Raw genomic sequence first — 22,917 nt, 5'->3', positions numbered from 1 at the left:
CCAATTCCCTGACGGTGCATTGCGGCTGACAGAGGCGATCGGGTCACAACCAGGTGGGGTCGTAGCCGCTAATGCACCCTACGGGTTGGCGTTGGAGGAATCGGGGTCGGTGAATCCGGATTCGGTACCCGGTAAAGCACCTAACCGCGATCGCCCCCAGTCCGCTCCGCCACTGCTCTCAGAAATCGAACCCCTCACCACGACCAGCGCCGCCCTACTCCCCACCCCCCACCCCCTACTCCCCACCCCCCACCCCCTACCCCCCACCCATCCCTCCCTCGCCCAAACCCCCGACGACCTCCCCGTCGAATTCGCCCCCAGCGGCACCCTCCGCATCACCGTCACCGGCACCCGCACCCCTCGCGCCGTGGAAGACCTGCCCGCCACCGTCACCGTGTTCGAGCTGGAAGACTTCGAGTTCTACCAGATTCAGGGCCTCGAAGACCTGCTGCGCTACGAGCCGGGGGTATCGGCGGCGGGGGCGCTCCAGCGCTACGGCACCCAGGACGTCAACATTCGCGGCATCGAGGGCAACCGCATCCTGTTTCAGCTCGACGGCATCCGCCTGCCCGACCAGTTCTCCTTCGGCAATGCGCCGCCGCGGGGCTTTCGGGTGGGGCGGGGCGACTACGTAGACTTCAACACCCTCCAGGCGGTGGAAGTGCTGCGCGGCCCTGCCTCCACCCTCTACGGCAGCGACGCCCTGGGCGGGGTAATCAGCTTCCGCTCCCTGCGGCCCAGCGACCTGCTGGGGCCAGACGACACCTTTGGCGGCGACGTATTCACCACCTACAGCAGCGCCGTGGGCGGGCTGGAGTCGGCGGCCCGCATCGCCCTGGCCAACGAGGAACTGGAGAGCGTGTTTGTGCTCAGCCGCCGCGACGGGCGCGAACTGAGCAACTTTGCCCCGCCTGAGTTCACTGACAGCATTGATGTGGGCGACACCAACTTCTACGGCAATATTGTCTACTTCCCCACCGAGGTCAGCGACCTCAGCCTGATCTTTGAGGACATCAACCGCCGTACCGCCTACGTGCTGGCCCCGGGTAACGTGGACCCCCTGGCCCTCAGCTCCAGCGGCGAAAATCGCATCGATCGCACCCGCCTCAGCCTCACCTACGAGTTCGACGACCCGGATAGCCAGTCGTTCTTTCAATTTGCCCGGGGGCAGATCTTCTACCAGGCGGCCAACACCACCGAGATCGTTCAGGAGGTGCGCCCCACAGGGGCCGGGCCAGGGTTCGCCGGGTCACCAGTGCGCCGCGACAGCAACAACCAGTTCATCACCAATAGCTACGGCGGCGACGTGCAGTTTCGCAGCGACTTTACCACCGGCAGCGTCGATCACCGCCTTACCTACGGGGTAGACGTGTCCCAGACCTTTAACTCCCGGCCGCGCGATCGCACCCAGACCAACCTGCGCACCGGGGCCGTCACCAACGTCTTTGGCACCGGGGCCGACCAGATCTTCCCGATCAAAGACTTTGCCGACGCCAACACCCTGCGCTTGGGGTTCTACGTGCAGGATGAGATTGCGATCGGGCCGCTGAATGTGATCGCTGGCCTGCGCTTCGACCACTACGACCTGCAAACCATCGACGACGGCATCTTCCGGGGCGAAACGGTAGATCTGACCGCCTCGGCCCTCTCCCCCCGCCTGGCGCTGCTCTACGAGGCCACCCCCGAAATTTCGTTCTACGGCCAGTACGCCCGTGGCTTCAGGGCCCCCCTCTACAGCGAGATCACGGGCGGCTTCACCAACCTGGCCGGGGCCTTCTTTAAGTACGAAACCCTCTCCAACCCCAACCTCCAGCCCGAGTCCAGCAACGGTTTTGAAATCGGCGTGCGGGCTAACTACCCCCAGTGGAATGCTCGCCTCACTGGCTTTTACAACACCTACGACAACTTCATCGCCACAGAACAATTGGTCGGCACCCGCTGCCTGATCGTCGCCCCCGTCTGCCCACCGACCCAGAGAGTCAGCCAGTTCCAGTCCATCAACATCGGCAGCGCCCGCATCTACGGCGTGGAGTTTGGCGGCGAATATCGCTTTAGCCCCAACCCCGATGGCTTTAGCCTGCTAGCCAGCCTCGCCTTCGCCCAGGGCGATGACACCACCACCAACCGCCCCCTCACCACCATCGACCCCTTCAGCGCCGTCGCGGGCCTGCGCTACCAGGCCCCCGAAAACCGCTGGCGCGCCGAGCTAATCGGCACCTTCGCCGGTCGCGCCCGCGTGCCCGAGGGCAACCCCAACTTCGTGCCCGACGCCTACTTCCTGCTGGATGCGATCGGTGCCTACAACATCACCCCCGCCCTGGGCATCAACCTCGGCATCTATAACCTGTTGAATACCGAGTATTACAAATGGGCCGAGGTGCGCGATCGCCCCAACAACGAAGCCATTTCCCAGTTCAGCCAGGCCGGCACCAATGTGCGCTTGGGGGTGAGTTATCGGTTTTAGACAGGGGTGTTGGGCATGCGGTTCACGGTTCACGGTTCACGGTTCACGGCGTGTTCCTTACTCGTCCACTCCAAAGACAGCTTGCGCTGAGCCCGCACACAATCCTGGAGGTACAGATTGATCAGACTTTGATAGGGAATCCCAACGTCCTCAGCCAGGTCTTTGAAGTAGTCAACCACTCCTTCCTCAAGCCGAATTGTGATTTGTTTCTTCAGCTTTTTCGTGTAAGGATTTTCAACTGATGCCGAAAAATCGTACTCATCCCTCATGGCATAAAACTCCAGTACTGTCGTTCTTCTCTGCTGGTAGCCCTTCGGGCCGAAATAACCCGAATCACCTCATCGTTTCGTCTATAGACATGGCATACCAACAGCAGTCGAGAGGCTTCACTCATTCCCAAGATTAGGTACCGATCTTCATCGAATGAGTTGTCAGGGTCGAAGATCACGCGAGCGCTTTCGTCGTAAAAAACCGTGACAGCTTCATCAAAGCTAATCCCATGCTTCGCAACGTTGGCCCTGGTTGACTGACAAAAGTTGGCTGAAAGCTGTTGAACAGCTCGTGACGCGGTAGTTTCAGGGATCTGAGGAGAGAGAGGGGAGCCAGCGTTCTAAGCTTAGATACCACTCAAAACCATGAACGCTGTGAAAAAAACTCCCCCCTCTACAATGCCTTGAACGCCTGGCTAGGTCAATCGGTGCCCTGGGCGCATCGGGGCCATCTGACGACCTGCCTATGGATGGTGGTGGCCTTGCTCCAGCGTGGAGAGGTCAACCTGACGCGCTGGCTGCCCTACGTGCCGTGTCGAGGGGTGCAGGCGCAAAGTAAACAACGACGACTCAGCCGCTGGCTGCACAATAGCCGTCTGAACGTCCATCGTCTGTACAAGCCCTTGATTCAGGGGGCCTTAGCCCACTGGGATGAGGACTGTTTGTACCTGAGTTTGGACACCTCGCTGTTTTGGGATGAGTATTGCTTGATCCGCCTGGCGGTGGTGCATCGAGGTCGGGCGTTGCCCGTGGTCTGGCGGGTGCTCCGGCACCGCAGCGCGTCCGTTGCCTTCGATGAGTACCAGGAGATGCTTCAACAGGCCGCCCATCGCTTGCCGTCGGGGGTGAAGGTGGTCGTGTTGGCCGACCGGGGCTTCATTCACACCGAGGCCATGAGCGCGATGACGACTGAACTCGGCTGGCACTACCGTGTCCGCATCAAGCGCAATACCTGGATTTGGCGGGCCGGTCACGGGTGGAGCCAATTGAAGGACGTTCATCTTCAGCGGGGGGAGGCGCTCTGTTGGCATACTGTTAAGCTCCACAAAGGGGAGTGGTATGGCCCGGTGCACCTCGCCTTTGGCTATAACAGCGTCAATGGTGAGTTCTGGGCCATCGTCAGCGATGAACCCACCAACCTGCACACCTTCGAGGAATACGGCTTGCGCTTCGACATTGAGGAAGCGTTTCTCGATGACCAATCCAACGGTTGGAATCTCCAGAAATCAGAGATTCGCGACCTCTGCGCCCTCTCTCGGCTTTGGTTCCTCTTGGCTGTCGCTACCCTCTATGTCACCGCCCAAGGCCTCGAAGTAGTCGCCGCTGGCAAACGTCGCTGGGTTGACCCCCATTGGTTTCGCGGCAATAGCTACTTCCGCATTGGGTGGGATTGGCTGAAAGCCGCATTAGAGAATGGGTGGCCACTCATCCGTCATGTCTGTTTTACCCATAACCGTGATCCTGAACCCGCTATGGCCTCCCGAAAACAGCACGAGCAACGCACCTATCGAATCGAGTTCAAAATACACACGTACTGCTATGCCGCCGATTAGTTTTGTCAGTCAACCAGACGTTGGCCTCTGCCTTGCGCTCATTCCACTCAAAGTCTAGCTCACCCATACCGACAGTATAACTACAACGTAATTGTCAGTCCGCCAGCCAACCTCCAAAAACCGACCCTAACAACAATTTATCCCTCACCCATCCACCCCCCACCCATCCACCCATGAAACTCCCCCTCCTCCCTATCATCCTCCTCTCCCTCACCGCCTGTAGCGGCCAGGACTCTCCCTCAGCACCCGGTGCAACCGAGACCACCGAAACCCGCATCGTCGCCCTCACCTCTCTCACTGCTGACCTGGTGCAAACCCTGGATGCCGATGCCCTGGTAGGTATTCCTGGCAACGCCCTACTGCGGGACGACGATCGCTTTGCCGATCTACCCACCGTCAGCGAAGGCCGCACCGAGTCCGACCTGGAGCAGATCGTCGCCCTAGAACCCACCCTGGTAATCGGTGCGGCGGGGTTCCACGATCGCACCCTCCAGCGCCTGGCCGACCTCGGCACCCCCACCCTCACCACCGAAGTGAACAGCTGGGCCGACCTGCGGGAACTGACCGCATCCCTGGCCGACACCCTGGAGACCGACCCCCAACCCCTGCTGGCCCGCTACGACGCCTGCCTGGCCCAGGCCCCCGACGCCAGCCCCACCACCCTGGTGCTGGTCAGCCGCCAGCCCCTGCTCACCCCCAACCAAACCAGCTGGGCCGGAGACTTCCTCACCCAGTTCAATATTGAGAATGTCGCCGCCGACCTCCAGGGCGACAGCCCCTTCGCGGGCTACATCACCCTGCCCGAGGAAAAGGTGCTGGCTGCCAACCCCGACGTCCTGCTGGTGGTCGACGCCGGCGAAAATCTGCTACATCAACTCAAAGGCGAACCCTTCTGGGACCAGATCAAAGCCACCCAGCAAAATCAGGTCCACAGCTTCGACTACTTTGGCCTGGTCAACCCCGGCAGCATCGCCAGCATCGAGCGCACCTGCAACCAACTAGCAACCCTCTTCTAGCCACTCCCCACCCATCCACCCTCCCACCCGCCTAACCCTCCCACCCGCCTAACCCACCCACCCTCCCAGGACCGGGTAAGCAAAGTGATAGGATCATCTACGGCAAATCTAGGGCATTCCTTTGCCTGTTCCAGGCGCTTGCCCTGAGATCCCGGTTGCCGCACTGGCACAGGTAGTCTTACCCCACGGCGAGAAGCAGCCTATTCTGGTGGGTGGCCTGCGATGGTTGCCTCGCGCTACCCGGCCAGACAGTTTTCCTTGGAGGTACACCATGACATCCCTCAAACAATCCCTCAAATACTTAGCCCTGGGGCTAGCCGCTGTGGCCGCTGCCGTTGGTATCAGCACGGCGATGCCTCAGCCGACCCAGGCCCAGAGCGGGCTGACCATCTTTGGCGGAGTCGATGCCGAATATCGGCTGCCCTACTTCATCGACTTCAACACCCCCCACAGCACCAACACCCGCTTCTACCTCAACATTCAGCGCACCAAGCTCCCCCGTGAAGTCATCTCTCTCGAAATTGACTATCCCGAAGCATTTAACGAAATTGGCGGTCGCATTGACCCCAATGCCATTGAGCTGCGAACCGGCGACTGGCGGGGTCGGGATGTCATTCCCCTTAAGGTCGTAGACCTGATCGAAGATGAAAACCGGATCGAACTCATTCCTGAAGAGCCCATTCCAGCCAACACTGGCCTGGTGGTGGTGATGTCTAACGTGCGGAACCCCCGCCGCTTTGGCTATCACTACTTCAACCTGCGGGTGATGTTCCAGGGCGATGTAATCAACCAATACATGGGCACCTGGCCGATGGAAATTGCATCTGAAACCAATCGGCGTTTTTAACCGCCAGCTGGTGCTACTATAGAAGACTGTGACTTTTTATCAGCAACAGGCAACGTCATGAGTAAGCGCACCCTAGAGGGCACCAACCGCAAGCAGAAGCGAACTTCCGGGTTCCGCGCTCGTATGCGCTCCCACACCGGTCAAAATGTAATCAAGGCTCGTCGCCGTAAGGGACGGGCTAAACTTGCTGTCTAAGTTTGCTTCAGGGTAAACCTAGACTAGGCCGTGGATGTAAGCATTTCTGGCCCTGGGGCTATTTAAGCTCCAGGGCTGCTGCTGTAGATGGGGAAAGACGGTGCTGTCCAAACCGAATCGACTGCGGCGATCGCGGGATTTTTCCCAGGTCTACCGCCAGGGTAGAAAAGCGGTGTCTGCCCACCTGATTGTGCGGGTCTGGGCCTTCTCCCGCCGCCCAGAGGACCATCCCGGTAAGGCCGCTGGCCCCTGCATCGGCATTGTGGTCAGTCAAAAAGTGCACAAACGCGCCGTGGTGCGCAACCGCCTCAAGCGCCGAGTACGCGCCGCCGTCAGGCTCCTGCTGCCCCAGCTGGACCCCAACCTTTGGATTGTGATCAACCTCAGGCCCGAGGCGGTACAGTGCGAATATGTCGAATTTTTGCGAGAATTAGAGCAGTTGTTCACCAAGCTAGAGGTTATCCATGGGCATTCGTGAGGATGTGTACTACGAGGGCGGCCCCCACATTGGCGATTTAATTGTCAACCTGCTGCTGGGGTTCACCATCATTTGTCTTCCCCTCACGGTTGGGGCCATTACCCGTGCCCTGTGGCTGCGCTACCGCATCACCAACCGCCGCATTTCTGTCACTGGCGGCTGGATGGGGCGCGATCGCACCGACCTCATCTACAACGAAATTAGTAAAATCGTTACGGTGCCGCGGGGCATTGGCCTCTGGGGCGATATGGTGGTCACCCTCAAGGACGGCAGCCGTCTGGAACTGCGCTCTATGCCTCGTTTCCGCGAGATCTACGACTATATAAATGAGCGCATCTCACCCTCGGCCAAGGCCGTCAGCGGTGCCGCCGGTGAAGTTTAAATCTACGGCAATCCGCCATCAAACGGGCGGCTTGCCTCCCCGACTATGGGGTAGATTAGGTAACTGAGCAGTTAACGTCGTATCCCTGTAGCAGGGTTCAGGTGCCCATGGATTTTGGAATTGGATTTCTGACCAACAACATCATGCTGCCGATCCTAGATTTTTTCTACGGAATCGTGCCCAGCTATGGGTTGGCCATTGTGGCCCTCACCCTGGTGATTCGCTTTGCGCTGTACCCGCTCAACGCCGGGTCTATTCGCAACATGCGGCGGATGAAGGTGGCCCAACCCCTGATGCAAAAGCGGGTTAAAGAGATTCAGGAACGCTACAAAGACAACCCCACCAAACTCCAGGAGGAGATGAGCGGAGTCTACAAAGAGTTTGGCAATCCGCTGGCCGGCTGCTTCCCGGTGCTGCTGCAAATGCCGATTCTCTTTGCCCTGTTTGCCACTCTGCGGGGGTCGCCCTTCGCCGACATCAACTACGACGTCAACGTCCAGGTTTTCCCTCAGGAAAAAATTGAACAGATTCAGCCCCAGGTGTTTAGCACCCCGCCCAAGGCGATCTACGTGTCCGACGGGTCGCACTTCCCCATTTCGGCGGTGGTGCCCGGCGGCAACAAACTGGTGGTTGGTGAAAAAACCGACGTGCGCCTCCAGACCGCTGATGGGGAAACCATTCAATCCCTGGTCACCCAGTACAACGACGACATTGACAGCTTCCAGCCCCGATGGGAAGTCACCAAGGGCAGCGATGTAATTACCGTCGATGAGGCGGGCCACATTACGGCCCTTGCTCCTGGCGAAGCTACGGTGCGGGTGCAGGCCCCCGGTCTGGCCGCCAACAAAGGGTTCCTGTTTATTAAAGCCCTGGGCCGGATTGGGGTGACCGGCGAAGACGGCGCCATCCACTGGGACATCTTGATCATGATCCTGGGCTTTGGGGCTAGCCTCTACCTCAACCAGGTGCTCTCCGGACAGGGGTCCACCTCCAGCGACAACCCCCAGCAGGCGGCGGTGAACAAGTTCACCCCGATCATTTTCTCCGGCATGTTCCTGTTCTTCCCGCTGCCAGCCGGGGTGCTGATGTACATGCTGATTGCCAACATCTTCCAGACCATTCAAACCTTCATTCTGTCGCGGGAGCCACTGCCGGAAAACCTGCAAAAGATCGTCGATGCCGAAACCAAGGCCGAGGACGACCGCAAGACCCTGCCCTTTGAACCAGGGCGCACCAAGAAAAAGAAGGCCTAGCCTATGGTTACCGATGCCGCCACCGCCGGAGTGAACTGGTTGACCAGTCTGCTAACCATGCAAGGGCTGACCTCCACGGTCAGCGCCCACCTGGTCGAAGACGAGTCGGGAGAAAGCTGTTGGCTCACCATTGCGGCAGAACCCCTGTCGCCAGAGCAGGTGCAGGCGCTGATTGGCGAGGGCGGCTCGGTTCTCGACTCGATTCAATACCTGGCCAATACTACCTTGAACCTGGGCAAAGGCCAGGACGAGCAGCAAGCCTACACTATTGAACTGGCCGGCTATCGAGCTAAGCGCCTGGAGGAACTCAAGACGATGGCGGCCGAGGCCGCCGAGCGGGTGCTGGCCAGCGGTGAAGAGTACGAAATGCAGGGACTCTCCTCCGCTGAGCGGCGGCAGATGCACCACTTCCTGGCGGCCCACGAGGGGTTAGCCACCTTTAGCCGGGGACGCGAGCCCGATCGCCGTCTGGTCGTTTGTCTGGCGGGTGAGGCGGCCGAGTAGATCACTGCCTGCCATCTCTGGGACAGCGTGAGTCGTGGCAGCTACGAACCGGGAGGTATGAACAATGGAGCGAGTATATATCCCTCACCTGTTGCAGCGGCCTGAGAAAACCCTCACCGTTGAGCTAGACACCCACCTGGGCGATCTGGAAACCCTGACCCCGGTGCGGGGTGAGCTGACGATTGTCCACCAGGGCACCTACCTGGAGGTAAAGGCCAGGGCCGATACGATTGTCACCCTGACCTGCGATCGCTGTCTGCAGGCCTACAACCACCGGGTGGCGATCGCCCCCAAGGAGCTGATCTGGCTGGAAGCCGACCCCGACCCCGCCACCCTACCCCTGGAGCGGGAGGTGAGCGTAGACGATCTGGTGGAAACCCTTCCCCCTAACGGGCACTTTGTCCCCGAAACTTGGATTTACGAACAAATTTGCCTGGCCCTGCCCCAGCCGCAGATCTGCGACGAAGACTGCGAAGGCATTGACCTCAGCGCCACGGCGGCGGCCAACCCGGTTGACCGCCGCTGGGCGGCTTTGGCCCAGCTCCAGCAGCAGCTTCAGCCACCGGAGGCCTAGGGCTTGCCATCAATTGGCAGCTAATTGATGACAGCCCCTAGTACTGAGGCTCTTTCTAATGATCCCCTGGATCACCTAAACCGACCCCGAAATTGCCCATTGGGGGGCTCCATTAACCAAGATGAGCTAGCAGCAGCGGTTATTCAGCCCCCCGTTGCTCGCTGCCCCGCAAAGGCAATACAACCCGCGCGGTGGTACTGGCCTCAGCGGTGGGCTCAAGGGCAAACTCTCCCCCATGGGCGACCACAATCCGCTTGCCGATCGCCACCCCCAGACCATTGCCCCCCGGCTTAGTGGTGAAGAAAGGCTGCCCCAGCCTGGCCAGCACGGGTCGCCGTCGTTGTGAATGACGGTAGTTGATTGGCCTTGGGGTTGGCTTCGAGAATGCGATCGCCCAGCGGGTCAATTCCAAAGATGGCGTCGTTAGAATACTCAAAAATTTTGCGCAACCGCTGCTCACTGTCACGCAGATTCAGGTCTGCGCTTCAGTGTTCCTTAGGGCCTGACCGCGGCTGCTCCGGCATGGGCGGCATTTCAACCGTCGAGGTGGTGCTTTACGCCGATCGCTGAACTTTATAACCTCGACGTGTATTACATCACCAAAACAACCGGTGCGACCCACGACTGAATCCATGGGTCACACCGGTTGCCAGAGATCTTAACAATAGGTGGTGATCAGGACTGACGCTGGTTACGGTTGTAAATCATGAGTTCCGTCAGCGTGACTATTCCATCACCGTTTAAGTCGGCGGCGACGTCATTAAGATGGGTTTGTCCCATTCCTGGGGATGCCCCAGCCAGCGCTGCCGAAGCCAGCATCAGAGTTGACAGCACCAGCGTTGCACCAGAAAGCAGATAGCGTTTCATAGGGTTCTCCTTGGCAAAGTGATTAGCTTTGCGTCTTTCGGGTTTACGGTTTCTATAGTGCGCCGCCCCCCTGAGGGACAAATAAATGTAGCGTAGGATACGCTTAATGTTCGCTGAAAAAGCGATTAAAGTGGCCTGTTCACCCAGAACCAACATTCTCCGTTAGGGGTCTGTCATCAATTAGGTTCTAGGTTGGGTGGCGCGCTAGCAGAACCCAACAAGGCTGACTGCCGTTGGGTTACTGCAATCGTTGTAAGATATCCCCGGTTTAGGATCTGCCAAGCGTTGCCTAAGGGCACTCCACCTCCCGCCTACGCATCCCGGTGCAAATGGCTCTGGTTTAGGCTAAGTTGCATCGGTTCTAGGCTCGATCCCTCACCCTACAATGTGGGGCTGTAGGAGCAACATCACCACTCCCACAATCACAAAGGAAAGCGTCACCCACAGCAGCGTCAGGTTGAATTGCATACTGTTTCCTTAATTGTTTTTCTATCTTGGTCTAACCCACTAAAAAGCATAACGTCACCTCTCTGTGGGTTTAGGCTGAGGTGACACGGCTTGGCTGAGGAGCAGTGGCGGGTGAATGACTGGGGCTACTGTTAGGCAATAGAGCCCAGGTCTTCCAGGGCGGCTTTGAGATCGATCGCGGCCCCAATAAAGGCGGCATGGACAAAGGTTTGGGGAAAGTTGCCCAGCATAGCTCCGGTTGTTGGATCGGCTTCTTCGGCAAACAGCCCCAGATCGTTGGCAAAGGTCAGCGCAGCATCCATAATCGCCCTGGCTCGCTGTAGATCCCGCCGCATGATCCAGTACTGCGCCACCCACAGGGTGCCGGCCAAAAAGGCCCCTTCCCGCTGCGAATCAAAGGTTTTGAGGTGACGGCGGTAGAGGTGTCCGGTGGCGTAGTCGCGCTCTAGCGCCCCCATGGTCGCCACCATGGCAGGGGTGTCGGCCCCGGTGTAGCCCCACACCGGAAACAGGGCAGCGGTGACGTCAACGTCTTCTTCCCCAGCCGCGACGGCGTAGGCCCCCTCTGCGGTGAGGCAGTGCTGGGCTACAAACGCTCGGATACCCTGTTCAGCAGCGCGCCAGCGGCGGGCTTGGGCGGTGTTTTCAGCAATATTGGCAATGTATTTCAGGCCGCAGGCCGCCACCACTTTGCTGGAGGTGTACTGGTGTTTTTCCTGCTCTTCCCAGATGCCGTGGTCGGGTTCGTGCCAATGGTCACACAAAAAGTCGGCAATTTCGGCCACCAGCGACCAGTGCTCGCGGGTGTCAAAGCGGTTGTAGATCAGTTTAGCGGCCAGCAGCACGTTGCCGTAGGCGTCGAGCTGGAGCTGGTCTTTGGCCACATTACCAACGATTGCCGGGGCGCTGTGGCGATACCCCACCAGGTCGAGGGGCGTTTCAGCACAGGGCGATTCGCCATCCAGAGTCGAAAACGGCATCAGCGGCTGGTGGTCAGAATCGCGATCGTAGCCGCAAATGAAGTCGAGGAAGCGGCGCTCGTCGGTGCCGTCGCTGCCCGCTCGGGTGAGGGCGCTGACAATCATGCCCGCATCGCGCAGCCAGACGTAGCGGTAGTCGTAGTTGCGCTGACCGCCCATCACCTCGGGCAGCGAGGTGGTGGGGGCGGCAACAATGCCGCCGTTGTCCTCAAAGGTGAGCAGGCGCAGGGCTCGAATCGACTCGGCCACCTGCCGTTCGTAGGGGCCGTGGTAGGTGGCGTGGGCGGCGATGTCGCGCCAGTGCTCCAGAGTGATCTGAAGCCAGCCCTTGAGATGAAGGTCAGTGAGATTGCTCAGGGGAGCATTGAGCAATAGGCACCAGCCAGTTTCCCCCTGGGGAATGGTGCAGCGGATTTCGGCTCCGCTGACGGTGAGGGGATGGGAGGTATAGACATAGTGCTGCCCGTCGATGTGAAGGCCCTGGCCCTGGGGCTGAAGCTGGGGCGATCGCCGGGCGTAGTCCGGGGCCGGGACCAGGGTAACGGTCATATCGGTGGGGGCAGCGGAAAATTGGCGGCAAAGGCCCTGGGGGGTGTCCGCACCCATCGGCATCCAGTCGGTGATGACCAGCTCTCCTGCGGGGGTGGCGAGGGTGGTTTCTAGAATGCCGCTGTCCTCCAGGTAGCGCCGTCCAGCCGCCGTCGCGTTGGGCAGCCGGACGCTCCAGTCACCGCCCCGGTCGGGGTCGAGCAGAGCGGCCAGCAGCGACGGATAGTCGAAGCGGACAGGGCAGTACCAGACCACCGCCCCGGTGTGGGTGACCAGGGCTGCGGTGCGGCGATCGCCAATCATGGCCAAGTCTCGAATTGCAGGAAACTTAGATTCCCCCATTGTGTTTCTGTGTATTTCTAGTTAAGTTTTATGACTCCAGCCTAGAGGTCTTCCCTTCACCTTTTCCTCCGGCCAAAGACATATTCCCTTTGCGGCGGCTCGCGACAGTTCATTTGCCCTACATCAGCCTTACATCAGCCCTACATCAAAGGATGCGGCCGCTTAGGCTGAGATTGTACCTTTGGCAGGAGGGAGTCTGAGCCAGCCATTCTGTACCTTGAAAACACCCATACCAGCAACAACTACCAGCAACAACACCAGTCAAAACAGTCCCAAAAATTGACAAGGAGATTACCGTGGCAACCGTTAACCCCATCCAGGTTCAAAAGTTTTTAAAGGGAATGGACTATCCGGCCAGCAAGCAGGATGTCGTTGACCATGCGAAAAAACAGGGTGCCGACGAAAACGTCTGCTCGACCCTGGAAAGGATGTCTGATCAGGAGTTTGAAACCCCCGCCGATGTCAGCAAAGCGATCGGCGAGATCGATTAAGTTAGGTCAGCGAAGCCAGCGTGTGATCCCCCCTAACCCCCTTAATAAGGGGTTCATAGTGAGGCTTAGTTCGCCAAATCCTGGGGGGATCTGAAATTCGGCTAATGGGCATTTTATATAGCGGTGGCCATTGCGCTTAGGACATTGGCCTCATCCAAAGGCAAAAACTGGGGCGGCGCAATGGCGTATAGCCATCGATTCAGGGGCTTGGGTCATGTCCTAATGGTCCTGGCGATGGCTATACATCAAAAAGCTGCACTCAAAGCAATTTTCAAAGCTCAATAAAAACCACAATTTTTACCAATACCTATGGCCCAGCGACCCGAATCGGTGACCAGGGAACACATTGTTCAGACGGCAAAAACCAGGCTGGGCTATGACTCTTTAAGGGCAGGACAGGAGGACGCGATCGCGGCTCTGCTCAAGGGGCACGATGTACTGGCCGTGATGCCCACTGGGTCGGGCAAGTCGGCGATCTATCAGCTGGCCGGAGCGCTGATTCCAGGGGCAACGGTGGTGATTTCGCCGCTGCTGGCCCTGCAGCAGGACCAGGTCGAGGCGATCGCCGAGCAGCAGGTGGGCGAGGCCGCAGCAGTCAACTCTACGGTGACGGTTGCCGAGCGCAAAGCTGCCTTTGAGTCGCTGGCTGATGACGAGCTGGAGTTTATTTTCTTGGCCCCAGAGCAGTTCAACAACCCAGAGACCCTGGAGCAATTGCAGGCGGCCAGACCGTCGCTTTTTGTCATCGACGAGGCCCATTGCATCAGCGAGTGGGGCCACGACTTTCGCCCCGACTACCTGCGGCTGGGGGCCGTGATCGACAGCCTGGGGCATCCTCGGGTGCTGGCGTTAACGGCGACGGCGGCCCCGACGGTGCGCGAAGAAATTGTCAAACACCTGAACATGCGCGATTTTGCCGTGGTCGTGCAGGGGTTTGATCGGCCCAATATCTGGCTGGAGGTGCGGCGCTTTGAGGATGAGGCCGAAAAAGAAGCCGCCCTGATCGACCAGGTGGTGCGGGCAAAGAAACCGGGCATTGTCTACGCCGCCACTCGCAAGCAGACGGAGGCGATCGCAGCGGCGCTGGAGGAGCGGGGCGTGAAAGCGATCGCCTACCACGCGGGCCTGAAAACCAGCGATCGCGAGGCGGCCCAAGCCGACTTTATGGCCGACCAAGCGGAGGTGATCGTTGCCACCACCGCCTTTGGCATGGGTATCGACAAGCCCAACGTGCGCTTTGTCATCCACCACACCATCAGCGAATCGGTTGATGCCTACTACCAGGAGATTGGCCGGGCCGGGCGCGATGACGAAAAGGCGTTTGCGCTGCTGTTCTACTGTCCTGACGATCTCAACATTCGCCGCTTCCTAGCCAGCAGCGGCCAGATCGACCGGGAGCAAGTGGAGCAGGTGGCCAAGGTCATTCAGGCGCAGCGCGAACCCCTGGACCGCCGGGACTTGAAGGAGCAAACCGGTCTCTCCCAGGCAAAGGTGGCCACCGCCCTCAACCACCTGGAAGCGGTAGGGCTGGCCGAAATTCTGCCCACTGGGGAGGCGGTGGCCAGTGACCAGGCCCCCAGTGCCAATGCAGCGGCAGCGGCGGCAATTGAGGCCCAGGAACGGTATCAGGCCTACGGGCGATCGCGGCTGGAGATGATGCGCGGCTACGCCGAACTGCGCGACTGTCGCCGCGAATATTTGCTCAACTACTTTGGCGAAAAGCGCGATCAACCCTGCGGCTTTTGTGACAACTGCAAAGCGGGCCTCGTGGTGGACGACGATGGGGTTGAGCAGCCCTTTGCCATGAACAGTCAGGTGGTTCACCCCACCTGGGGCGAAGGCATGGTGATGCGCTACGAAGGCGACAAAATAGTGATCCTATTTGACCAGGTGGGCTACAAAACCCTCGATGTTGAGCTTGCCCTGGAGCAGCAGCTGCTAAAGCCCATGAGCTAAGGCGTCTTCTGGAAAAGAAAACACCGGCGTAGGATGGGCCAAGCTTGCGTGCCCATCGACCAATAACCCCAAAGGGCAAAGGGCAAAGAACTTTGTCCTTCCTTCCTCCATTTAATACCGATTCCGATTTCCATACCCCCGATTCTTTATTCCCCAGCAGCGCACCTATAATCCAAGCAGCGATGGCTTAACAGGTACCTGCTATGACCCCGACCCTAGCCCAAGCTGCGCCTGCGGAACCCAAGCCAAAGCTCTCCACCCTCGGCCGATTTTTGCGTTACTTTGTCCCCTATCGTCAGGAGTTGCCCCTGGCGCTGCTGCTGGTGGCCATTGGCGCGGCTACCCAGGCGATCGGGCCGTTGCTGATTGGCTGGTCGATTGACAACCTGATTCTGCCGGGCAATCTGCCCGGGCTGCTGCGCATGCTGGTGGCCCTGACCGCCATTTACATCGTGGGGCTCTGGGCCATTCGCGGCCAGATTTTACGCATGGGCTCCATTGTGCAAAAGCTGCTGGGGCAGCTGCGGCAGGACATTTTCGACAAAGTGCAGAGCCTGCCAGTGAGCTTTTTCGATCGCAGCGAGGCCGGCGATCTGATGAGCCGCCTGCTCAACGATGTGAATACGGTAAATCAGGCCTTTGGCCTCACCATTCCCCAGGTGCTGGGCCAGACCTTCAGCCTGGTGGGCATTATTATCGCGATGGTGTCGATCAACCTGCAGCTGGGCCTGCTGAGCAACCTGGTAGTGCCGCTAATGATCTTTACCACCGGGTTTTTCTCCCGCTGGGCCAGACGCCGCTTTCGGGTCACTCGGCAGACCATTGGCGACCTGTCCGCCAAGCTCGAAGAGGACATCGGCAGCGTGAAGGAGGCCCAGGCCTTCAACCGTACCCAGCTCAACATTGAAGAGTTTGACAGCCTCAACGCCGCCAACCGCCGCGCCAACGTGCAGGCGGTGGCGGTAACAGCCGCTTTTTTGCCCTCCATCGACTTTCTGAACACCCTGGCCACCGCCGGGGTAATGGCCTACGGCGGCTACCTGGCGGTGACGGGGGTAATGACGGTGGGCACGGTAACGGCTTTTTTGCTGTACGTGCAGCAATTCTTTCGCCCGATCCAGATTCTCAGCCAGTTCTACACCCAGGCCCAGTCGGCGCTGGCCGGCCTGGACCGAATTTTTTTGCTGCTGGATGAACCCGCTACCCTCCAGGACGCCCCCGACGCCACAGATATGCCGCCGATTCGAGGGGAGGTGCGCTTCGAGTCGGTAGGGTTTGGCTACACGCCCAACCAGCGGGTGCTGAAGCAGGTTAACCTCTGCGCCCAGCCGGGGCAGATGGTCGCCCTGGTGGGGCCAACCGGGGCAGGCAAAAGCACGATCATCAACCTGATCATGCGGTTCTATGACGTGTCGGAGGGGGCGGTCAAAATTGACGGCCTTGACCTGCGCCGGGTCACCCAGGCCAGCCTGCGTCGCCAGATTGGCATCGTGCTGCAGGACAACCTGCTGTTCAGCGGCACCGTGGCCGAAAACATTGCCTTTGGGGCACCCCAGGCTACCCAGGCCGAGATCGAGGTGGCGGCCCAGACCGCCAATGCCCATGAGTTTATTACCTCGCTACCCCAGGGCTACAGCACCCGCCTGGGGGAACGGGGGGCTCCCCTCAGCCAGGGGCAGCGGCAGCTGGTGAGCATTGCTCGAGCGGTGCTGATCGACCCGCGCATTCTGGTGCTGGATGAGGCCACCAGCAGCATCGATACCCGCACCGAAGGGCTGGTGCAGGACGCGATCGCAGCCCTGCTCCAAAACCGCACCAGCTTTGTAATTGCCCACCGACTCAGCACCGTCACCCAGGCTGACCAGGTGCTGGTGATTCAGCAGGGGGCCATCGTCGAGCGGGGTACCCACGCCGAACTGATGGCCCAATCGGGCATCTATGCCAACCTCTACGCCCTGCAGCTAGGCAACGACTGACGTTACACAGCGGAGCCGCTGGCCGGACCGCTGCCCATGCCTTCGACGGCGTTGCGCAGGAGGGTGATCTGCCCCTCAAAGTCCATCGTCTCCAGGGCGGCCAGTAGGTCCTGGCCCTGGTTGGTCAGCTCGTAGTCGTCCGGCATGGGGATGATATCGCCACTGTCCATGCCCTGGGCCAGGAAGTACCAGAAGGCCAGCTTGGTGTTGGCACTGAGGGAACCGTACTCGCGGCCAATCTGGTTGGACTGGTCGCTGCGGGCGATCGCGCGCATGATCTCCAGCTGCTGCTGCTGATCTTGCTCCTTCACCTGGTTGTAGAGGCCGGTGGCAATTTCGGGAGACGCCGACCCTGGGGCGGCGGGGGTGACTGAGTCGCCCATCTGCTCATAGATGAACCACAGAAGCGCCAGCTGCTCGTCGACATCCAGGCCTTTGAAGACCTTAAGGGCCTGGTCGGGGTTGTTGACGGCGGCGGTGTAATTAGTCATAAAAAATCCTTTGGCTACGGTTGGGCAGCGGGCAGCGGAATACGCCTTTTGGCGGGCGATCGCTGCCTGGGCTGACTATTTGCAACGTAGGTTAATATTTGCCCGCCTCCATCTGTCCATAGCAGGAATCGCAGCTCATCTCTGAGTGGGACGGGGTCGAAATCGGCTGAAATGGACTGTTTTTGACCCTAAAGGGGGTTCAAATTGATCCTTTACCTGGATTACGGTAGCGTGAATAAATCCCCCAAGGGAACAGACCCACCCATGAAACGGATCAACGTGCGCGATCGCTTCAAATCTTTTTTTGGCTATCTCAAAACCCTGCTAACGCGCCACTACCGATCGCTGCTGCTGTTGTTGCTAGGGGTGTATCTGCCCTTCCAATTTTTTGGCGAACTGGCGGAGGTGGTCTGGAAAAACCAGGGCGGGTTCCCGTGGGACGAGCCTATTCTGCTCACCATTCGCACCATGGCCACGCCCCAAATCGATACCGTTGCCATCGCTTTGACCCAGCTGGGGGTGGCGGGTGGGGTACTGCCAGCGACGATCATCATTTCCCTGCTTCTGTGGCAGAGGCGGCAGTGGCGATCGCTCGCCTACTTTCTCACGACCCTGGTTGGTACCGCTATCCTCAACCTCACCGCCAAGCTGCTGCTGCGCCGGGTCCGCCCCAGCCTGTGGGAGTCACCCGCTCCTGAATACGACTTTAGCTTTCCCAGCGGCCACGCCATGGCCAGTATGGCCTTTGTCGCCGCCCTGGTAATTTTGCTGTGGGGCAGCCGCTGGAACTGGGTGGTGGTGGGACTGGGCAGCCTGTTTGTGCTGGTCATCGGCTGGACTCGCCTCTACCTGGGCGTCCACTACCCCAGCGACATCATCGCCGGCTGGCTGGCCTCGATCGCCTGGGCTGTAGGCGTATCCCTGGTGCTCAAGCCCCAGCTGATCAGGGTAGATCGCTAACATGACCAAAGCCACCCCCCGAGGAAGATGGCTTTGGCTCGTTGCTTAGAACGTAGGTGGGATCTTGGCTGGGACTCTGACTATACAAAATTCGATTGAATAAACCCTGAATCCTAACCAGGAACCCCCTAGGGGCGTAGCAGGCTACGCCCCTACAAAGTGGGTGGACTCAACCAGGATTCGGTATTAGCCAGGGCTCCCGGCCGTGGGGCAATGGCAGGCTACATCATGCCCATGCCACCCATGCCGCCCATGCCGCCCATGCCGCCCATGCCACCCATGCCACCCATGCCGCCCATGCCGGGGTCGCCAGCGGGGGCAGGAGGCTCAGGAATTTCGGCCACCAGCGCTTCGGTGGTGAGCACCATGCCCGCGATCGAGGCGGCGTCCTGGAGGGCCGAGCGCACCACCTTGGCCGGGTCAATGATGCCTGCCTGGATCAGGTCCTGGTAATCGCCGGACAGGGCGTTGTAGCCCATGGGGAAGTCCATCGCCTTCACCTTTTCGACAATCACCGAGCCTTCCTGGCCCGCATTGTCGGCAATCTGGCGCAGGGGCGCTTCCACCGCCCGCATCACGATATCAACCCCGATCGCCTCTTCGGTGCTGAGGTTGGCCTTGACCGCCGCCAGCCTGGGCGCCAGGTGCAGCAGGGTGGCCCCGCCACCGGGGACAATGCCTTCTTCGACGGCTGCTTTGGTGGCGCTGAGGGCGTCGTCAATGCGCAGCTTGCGGTCTTTGAGTTCAGTTTCGGTGGCGGCCCCGACCTTGATCACGGCCACGCCCCCGGCCAGCTTAGCCAGCCGCTCGGAGAGCTTTTCTTTGTCGTAGTCGGAGTCGGTGCGCTCCAGCTCCTGGCGGATCTGGGCGATGCGCTTGTCGATGTCGGCCTTGTTGCCCGCCTCGGAGACCAGGGTGGTGGTGTCCTTGGTGAGGGTGACCTTGGTGGCGGTACCCAGCATCGACAGGTCGGCGGTATCCAGGCTGAGGCCGACTTCTTCAGAAATCACCTGCCCGCCGGTGAGCACGGCGATGTCCTGGAGCATGGCCTTGCGGCGATCGCCAAAGCTGGGTGCTTTGATAGCAGCCACATTCAGCACGCCCCGGGCCTTGTTCACCACCAGGGTGGCCAGGGCCTCGCCCTCAATGTCTTCGGCGATGATCAGCAGGGGGGCACCCTCGCGGGCCACCCGCTCCAGCACCGACACCAGGTCTTGAATCGAGCCGATTTTCTTGTCGGTGATCAGCACGCGGGCATTGTCCAGTTCGGTCACCATCCGCTCCTGGTCGGTGACGAAGTAGGGGGAAATGTAGCCGCGATCGAACTGCATCCCCTCAACCACATCCAGCTCGGTGTAGAGCGACTTGGACTCTTCAACGGTGATCACGCCATCCTTGGTCACTTTGTCCATGGCTTCGGCAATCATGCGGCCGATCTCTTCGTCGCTGCCAGCGGACACGGTGGCCACCTGGGCAATAGTGGCGTTGCCTTCGACAGGCTTGGCCACGGCGGCAATTTCGCTAACCAGGGCGGTCACGGCTTTTTCAATTCCGCGCCTGAGGCTGACGGGGTTGGTGCCGGCGGCCACATTCTTTAGCCCCTCTTTGACCATGGCCTGGGCCAGTACGGTGGCGGTGGTGGTGCCATCGCCCGCCAGGTCTTTAGTCTTCGAGGCGACCTCCTGCATGAGGCGGGCACCCAGGTTCTCGAAGGGATCTTCCAGATCGATCTCTTTGGCGATGGTGATGCCGTCGTTGACGATCTGGGGGGCGCCGTACTTCTTCTCAAGCACGACATTGCGCCCCCTGGGGCCAAGGGTAATTTTAACGGCGTCGGCTAGGGCGTTGACGCCTTTTTCGAGGGCCTGCCGCGACGCCTCATCAAAGGAAACTCGTTTTGCCATGTCCTGTCTTTCAGCTCTCCAGAGACAAACTTAGCACTCACTGCGTTCGAGTGCTAACCCAGCTAGATTACCGCTGTCCGGGGCGGGGGGTAAGTCGCAATAACCGATCCTCGAAAATGGAGGCGGAGGAGAGCTAATCATTTTGGATTGGGGATTTTGGAGTTGAGATTGGGGTTTTCTCCCTGGGGTCAGGGCTCCTGCTGCAGGAGCCAGAGTCCGGTGGTGGTCATGCCCGAATCGTCGGGGCGCACTAGCAAAAAGTGAAGCCCCTGGCTCTGCTGCTTGCGCTGCTCAAACCGCTGACCCGCTTGGGATACCTCGGCATCCTCAAAGGTGGTGAACACCCAGCGATCGCACAGTCCAGCCTCCAGAATCAGCCCGTCGGGGTTGCCCCGGATGTAGCTCAGCCAGGCGGGCGTCTGGGCCTGAATCCACCGGGCCAGGGCCATCGCCTGCCGCCCCGCATCCACTACGACCCCAGGAATAGGGGTGGTGCTGGCCAGCCCCAGACGCGAGGGCAGCCGCGGCGCGGGCAGGTGGCGCAGGGGAATCGGTTCGTGGGGCAGGGTTTGCTCGAAGTCGTAGGCCGACAGGGCCGTAAAGCCCCAGCGGCTTGGGGACGGTGCCCCGCTCGAAGCGCCCCAGAGACTTTCGGGCAGGGGCAGCGGTGGCGGCGACTCGATGTGCAGCGGGTGGTAGGGCACGGGGATGGCGTTGGGCTGGCTGGGGTACCACTTGGCCCGCTGCTGCAGCCACTGGTGCAGGGCGGGGGTACGGCGGGTGGGTTCTACCGCAATGCCCAGCGGTTCACAGGCGACGCTCAGCAGCGACAAGGCCTGGGGCCGAAACACCTGCAGGGTATCGGGGGCGGTGCCCGCTTTGGCGAGGGCCTGGGCGATCTGGGCCGTCACCCAGGCCTTGTCGATCGCCCCCTGGGGGGCCGTAGCGCCGTAGCTAAAGGCAAAGTCCTCGCTGCACAGCAGCAGTTCCCACAGCGGGTCGCCGCTGTCGCTGACCAGGGGTGGACGGTGCAGATCGGCCTGCCAGGCGGGCATAGCCATACCTCCTTTAATGTGGTTGGCGGGCCCTATCGCTTCAGCATGGTCTGCACAAAGGTGGGCAGCGCAAAGGCGGCCTGGTGCATACCCACGTTGTAGTACTGCAACCCGTGCTCGGCGGCAAAGCCGGCCGACTTCGCCGCATCCAGGCCCTGCAGGGGGTGAGCGGCACCCTTGGTAGCGTAGTTAAAGCTCCACATGCCCGTGGGGTAGGTGGGGATAAACGCCAGGTAGCAGAACACCTGCTCGTCGCCAAAGATGCCCTTGAGACAGTGGTGAATATCCACAAAGGCCCGCTGGTTAAACCGGGGCGACTCGCTCTGGGCCGCGATCGCGCCGCCGGGCTTGAGAATCCGATACACCTGCTTGTAGAACTCGGTACTAAACAGCCCCTCCGACGGCCCCACCGGGTCCGAGGAGTCGATCACGATCAGGTCGTAGCTGGTATCGGGGGCATTGGCCACAAAGGCGATGCCGTCCTCGATGCGGAGGTCGAGTTTGGGGTCGTCGAGGGCACCGGATAGCGAGGGCAAAAATTCCTTGGAAGCCCGCACCACCGCTTCGTCGATTTCGACCATGGTGACAGACTCCACCTGGGGGTGGCGCAAAATTTCGCGCACGCTGCCGCCGTCGCCGCCGCCAATCACCAGCACGTTTTTAAAGCTGGGGTTGAGCAGCATCGGCACGTGGATGATCATCTCGTGGTAGGCGTTTTCGTCTTTTTCGCTGCACATCACCATGTTGTCGATGGTGAGCATTTTGCCGTAGGCGAAGGTGTCAAAGATCTCCACGGTCTGGTACGGCGACTTCTCGCGAAACACGCGATCGCCCTTGTGGCGAATCGACAGGGCGATGTCGTCGTTTTTGTCGGTAAACCAGACGCTGCGGCTCTGCTTGGGGGTGATCAGCCTGTTGGTGACCTCGTCGCGCAGTTCCCCCAGGTCAATGTCAACACGCTCCAGCAGCTCGAGCTGGCCCCGGTTCATCTCCAGGGCCGAGCCGTAGTCGGCCTTAAACGCCAGCTTGAGCTTGTCAAAGGAGATCCAGGGGTTGACCGTGTCGCCGCAGGTGAACAGATCCACCGCCGCGTAGCGGTACTCGGGCCAGGTGTGAATGGCCAGGTGGCTTTCCTGAATCACCACCACCCCCGACACACCAAAGGGCGAAAAGTGGTGAAACACCGAGCTAATCACCGTGGCCCCGGCATCGGCGGCCGCCCCCACCATGCTGCTCTCAATCAGCGGCACATCGTTGAGAATGTCCGACGAGCAGCCGAAGAACTCCACCAAAATATGTCGTCCGAGCGAATTCATGTGCCGATACCCCCTTAGAGTTGGCCC

At 60.1% G+C, this 22,917-nt stretch carries 24 protein-coding genes; 14 read left to right on the top strand and 10 right to left on the bottom strand.

All coding sequences use genetic code 11. The features are described from left to right. Positions 1 to 109: 109 nt before the first annotated feature. A complete protein-coding gene (locus tag NF78_RS04055) occupies positions 110 to 2,464 on the top strand; it encodes a TonB-dependent hemoglobin/transferrin/lactoferrin family receptor (RefSeq protein WP_197064759.1) in 2,355 nt (784 codons plus the stop codon). 29 nt (positions 2,465 to 2,493) lie between these two features. Here the strand turns inward: NF78_RS04055 and NF78_RS04050 are convergent, their stop codons facing one another. Further along, positions 2,494 to 2,733, bottom strand: a complete 240-nt coding sequence (locus tag NF78_RS04050) for a CopG family antitoxin (protein ID WP_035984990.1) — start codon at positions 2,731 to 2,733, stop codon at positions 2,494 to 2,496. Continuing rightward, on the bottom strand, positions 2,730 to 3,047 hold the full coding sequence (locus NF78_RS28980; RefSeq protein ID WP_072015963.1) for a BrnT family toxin: 318 nt from the start codon (positions 3,045 to 3,047) through the stop codon (positions 2,730 to 2,732). Before NF78_RS28980 ends, NF78_RS04050 begins: the two co-directional genes overlap by 4 nt. Before the next feature lie 90 nt (positions 3,048 to 3,137). Here NF78_RS28980 and NF78_RS32175 point away from each other — a divergent pair, with 90 nt between their 5' ends. The 9 genes from NF78_RS32175 to NF78_RS04010 all read left to right on the top strand — a co-directional run bounded on the left by NF78_RS32175 (position 3,138) and on the right by NF78_RS04010 (position 9,535). Next, positions 3,138 to 4,286, top strand: coding sequence for a transposase (locus tag NF78_RS32175; RefSeq protein ID WP_225885223.1), 1,149 nt, complete (start codon positions 3,138 to 3,140; stop codon positions 4,284 to 4,286). 173 nt (positions 4,287 to 4,459) lie between these two features. Then, positions 4,460 to 5,302: an ABC transporter substrate-binding protein gene (locus NF78_RS04040; RefSeq protein ID WP_035984988.1), complete on the top strand. Its 843-nt coding sequence runs from the start codon at positions 4,460 to 4,462 to the stop codon at positions 5,300 to 5,302. 271 nt (positions 5,303 to 5,573) lie between these two features. Further along, positions 5,574 to 6,149, top strand: coding sequence for a DUF2808 domain-containing protein (locus NF78_RS04035; RefSeq protein WP_035984987.1), 576 nt, complete (start codon positions 5,574 to 5,576; stop codon positions 6,147 to 6,149). A 57-nt stretch (positions 6,150 to 6,206) separates the two neighbouring features. Next, the gene (gene rpmH, locus NF78_RS28975; RefSeq protein ID WP_072015962.1) at positions 6,207 to 6,344 is read left to right on the top strand and encodes a 50S ribosomal protein L34; all 138 of its coding nucleotides are present in this window, start codon (positions 6,207 to 6,209) and stop codon (positions 6,342 to 6,344) included. A gap of 100 nt (positions 6,345 to 6,444) precedes the next feature. Then, positions 6,445 to 6,822 (top strand): ribonuclease P protein component, encoded by a 378-nt coding sequence (gene rnpA, locus NF78_RS04030; RefSeq protein ID WP_035984986.1) that lies wholly within the window; start codon positions 6,445 to 6,447, stop codon positions 6,820 to 6,822. Next, positions 6,809 to 7,204 carry a PH domain-containing protein gene (locus NF78_RS04025; protein ID WP_035984985.1) on the top strand — a complete coding sequence of 132 codons (396 nt, stop codon included), beginning with the start codon at positions 6,809 to 6,811 and terminating at the stop codon, positions 7,202 to 7,204. Before rnpA ends, NF78_RS04025 begins: the two co-directional genes overlap by 14 nt. A gap of 107 nt (positions 7,205 to 7,311) precedes the next feature. Then, positions 7,312 to 8,457 (top strand): membrane protein insertase YidC, encoded by a 1,146-nt coding sequence (yidC, locus tag NF78_RS04020; protein WP_035984984.1) that lies wholly within the window; start codon positions 7,312 to 7,314, stop codon positions 8,455 to 8,457. A 3-nt stretch (positions 8,458 to 8,460) separates the two neighbouring features. Then, entirely contained in the window at positions 8,461 to 8,961 is a 501-nt protein-coding gene (locus NF78_RS04015) for a protein jag (protein ID WP_035984983.1), read from the top strand. Between the two features lie 64 nt (positions 8,962 to 9,025). Continuing rightward, positions 9,026 to 9,535 (top strand): YceD family protein, encoded by a 510-nt coding sequence (locus tag NF78_RS04010; RefSeq protein ID WP_035984982.1) that lies wholly within the window; start codon positions 9,026 to 9,028, stop codon positions 9,533 to 9,535. 139 nt (positions 9,536 to 9,674) lie between these two features. Here NF78_RS04010 and NF78_RS31760 read toward each other — a convergent pair whose 3' ends face one another. The 4 genes from NF78_RS31760 to NF78_RS03995 all read right to left on the bottom strand — a co-directional run bounded on the left by NF78_RS31760 (position 9,675) and on the right by NF78_RS03995 (position 12,741). Next, positions 9,675 to 9,863: an ATP-binding protein gene (locus NF78_RS31760; RefSeq protein ID WP_035984981.1), complete on the bottom strand. Its 189-nt coding sequence runs from the start codon at positions 9,861 to 9,863 to the stop codon at positions 9,675 to 9,677. After that, entirely contained in the window at positions 9,826 to 9,984 is a 159-nt protein-coding gene (locus NF78_RS33390) for a PAS domain-containing protein (RefSeq protein ID WP_197064758.1), read from the bottom strand. Before NF78_RS33390 ends, NF78_RS31760 begins: the two co-directional genes overlap by 38 nt. 226 nt (positions 9,985 to 10,210) lie before the next feature. Then, entirely contained in the window at positions 10,211 to 10,402 is a 192-nt protein-coding gene (locus NF78_RS04000; protein WP_035988649.1) for a hypothetical protein, read from the bottom strand. 599 nt (positions 10,403 to 11,001) lie between these two features. Further along, the gene (locus NF78_RS03995; protein ID WP_035984980.1) at positions 11,002 to 12,741 is read right to left on the bottom strand and encodes a glycoside hydrolase family 15 protein; all 1,740 of its coding nucleotides are present in this window, start codon (positions 12,739 to 12,741) and stop codon (positions 11,002 to 11,004) included. A 296-nt stretch (positions 12,742 to 13,037) separates the two neighbouring features. On the opposite strand from NF78_RS03995, the gene NF78_RS03990 reads away from it, so the two are divergent. From NF78_RS03990 to NF78_RS03980, 3 genes are all read left to right on the top strand, one after another. Then, on the top strand, positions 13,038 to 13,232 hold the full coding sequence (locus NF78_RS03990) for a DUF2795 domain-containing protein (protein ID WP_035984979.1): 195 nt from the start codon (positions 13,038 to 13,040) through the stop codon (positions 13,230 to 13,232). A gap of 309 nt (positions 13,233 to 13,541) precedes the next feature. Then, a complete protein-coding gene (locus NF78_RS03985) occupies positions 13,542 to 15,188 on the top strand; it encodes a RecQ family ATP-dependent DNA helicase (protein ID WP_035984978.1) in 1,647 nt (548 codons plus the stop codon). A 203-nt stretch (positions 15,189 to 15,391) separates the two neighbouring features. Continuing rightward, positions 15,392 to 17,164, top strand: a complete 1,773-nt coding sequence (locus tag NF78_RS03980) for an ABC transporter ATP-binding protein (RefSeq protein ID WP_035984976.1) — start codon at positions 15,392 to 15,394, stop codon at positions 17,162 to 17,164. A 2-nt stretch (positions 17,165 to 17,166) separates the two neighbouring features. Here the strand turns inward: NF78_RS03980 and NF78_RS03975 are convergent, their stop codons facing one another. Continuing rightward, positions 17,167 to 17,655, bottom strand: a complete 489-nt coding sequence (locus NF78_RS03975; RefSeq protein ID WP_035984975.1) for an orange carotenoid protein N-terminal domain-containing protein — start codon at positions 17,653 to 17,655, stop codon at positions 17,167 to 17,169. Between the two features lie 264 nt (positions 17,656 to 17,919). Between NF78_RS03975 and NF78_RS03970 the strand changes: the two genes are divergently transcribed. After that, positions 17,920 to 18,615 (top strand): phosphatase PAP2 family protein, encoded by a 696-nt coding sequence (locus tag NF78_RS03970; RefSeq protein ID WP_035984974.1) that lies wholly within the window; start codon positions 17,920 to 17,922, stop codon positions 18,613 to 18,615. Between the two features lie 221 nt (positions 18,616 to 18,836). On the opposite strand, the gene groL is transcribed toward NF78_RS03970, so the two are convergent. From groL to speE, 3 genes are all read right to left on the bottom strand, one after another. Continuing rightward, the gene (gene groL / locus NF78_RS03965; RefSeq protein WP_035984973.1) at positions 18,837 to 20,519 is read right to left on the bottom strand and encodes a chaperonin GroEL; all 1,683 of its coding nucleotides are present in this window, start codon (positions 20,517 to 20,519) and stop codon (positions 18,837 to 18,839) included. Positions 20,520 to 20,707: 188 nt separating this feature from the next. Continuing rightward, the gene (locus tag NF78_RS03960; RefSeq protein WP_035988647.1) at positions 20,708 to 21,574 is read right to left on the bottom strand and encodes a Tab2 family RNA-binding protein; all 867 of its coding nucleotides are present in this window, start codon (positions 21,572 to 21,574) and stop codon (positions 20,708 to 20,710) included. A gap of 32 nt (positions 21,575 to 21,606) precedes the next feature. Further along, positions 21,607 to 22,890 (bottom strand): polyamine aminopropyltransferase, encoded by a 1,284-nt coding sequence (speE, locus tag NF78_RS03955; protein WP_035984972.1) that lies wholly within the window; start codon positions 22,888 to 22,890, stop codon positions 21,607 to 21,609. Positions 22,891 to 22,917: the final 27 nt, after the last annotated feature.

It is taken from the genome of Leptolyngbya sp. KIOST-1 (genome assembly GCF_000763385.1).
GTDB lineage: Bacteria > Cyanobacteriota > Cyanobacteriia > Phormidesmidales > Phormidesmidaceae > Nodosilinea.
The sequence above is the reverse complement of the archived record's forward strand: the minus strand, read 5'-3'. Positions and strand labels throughout refer to the sequence as shown.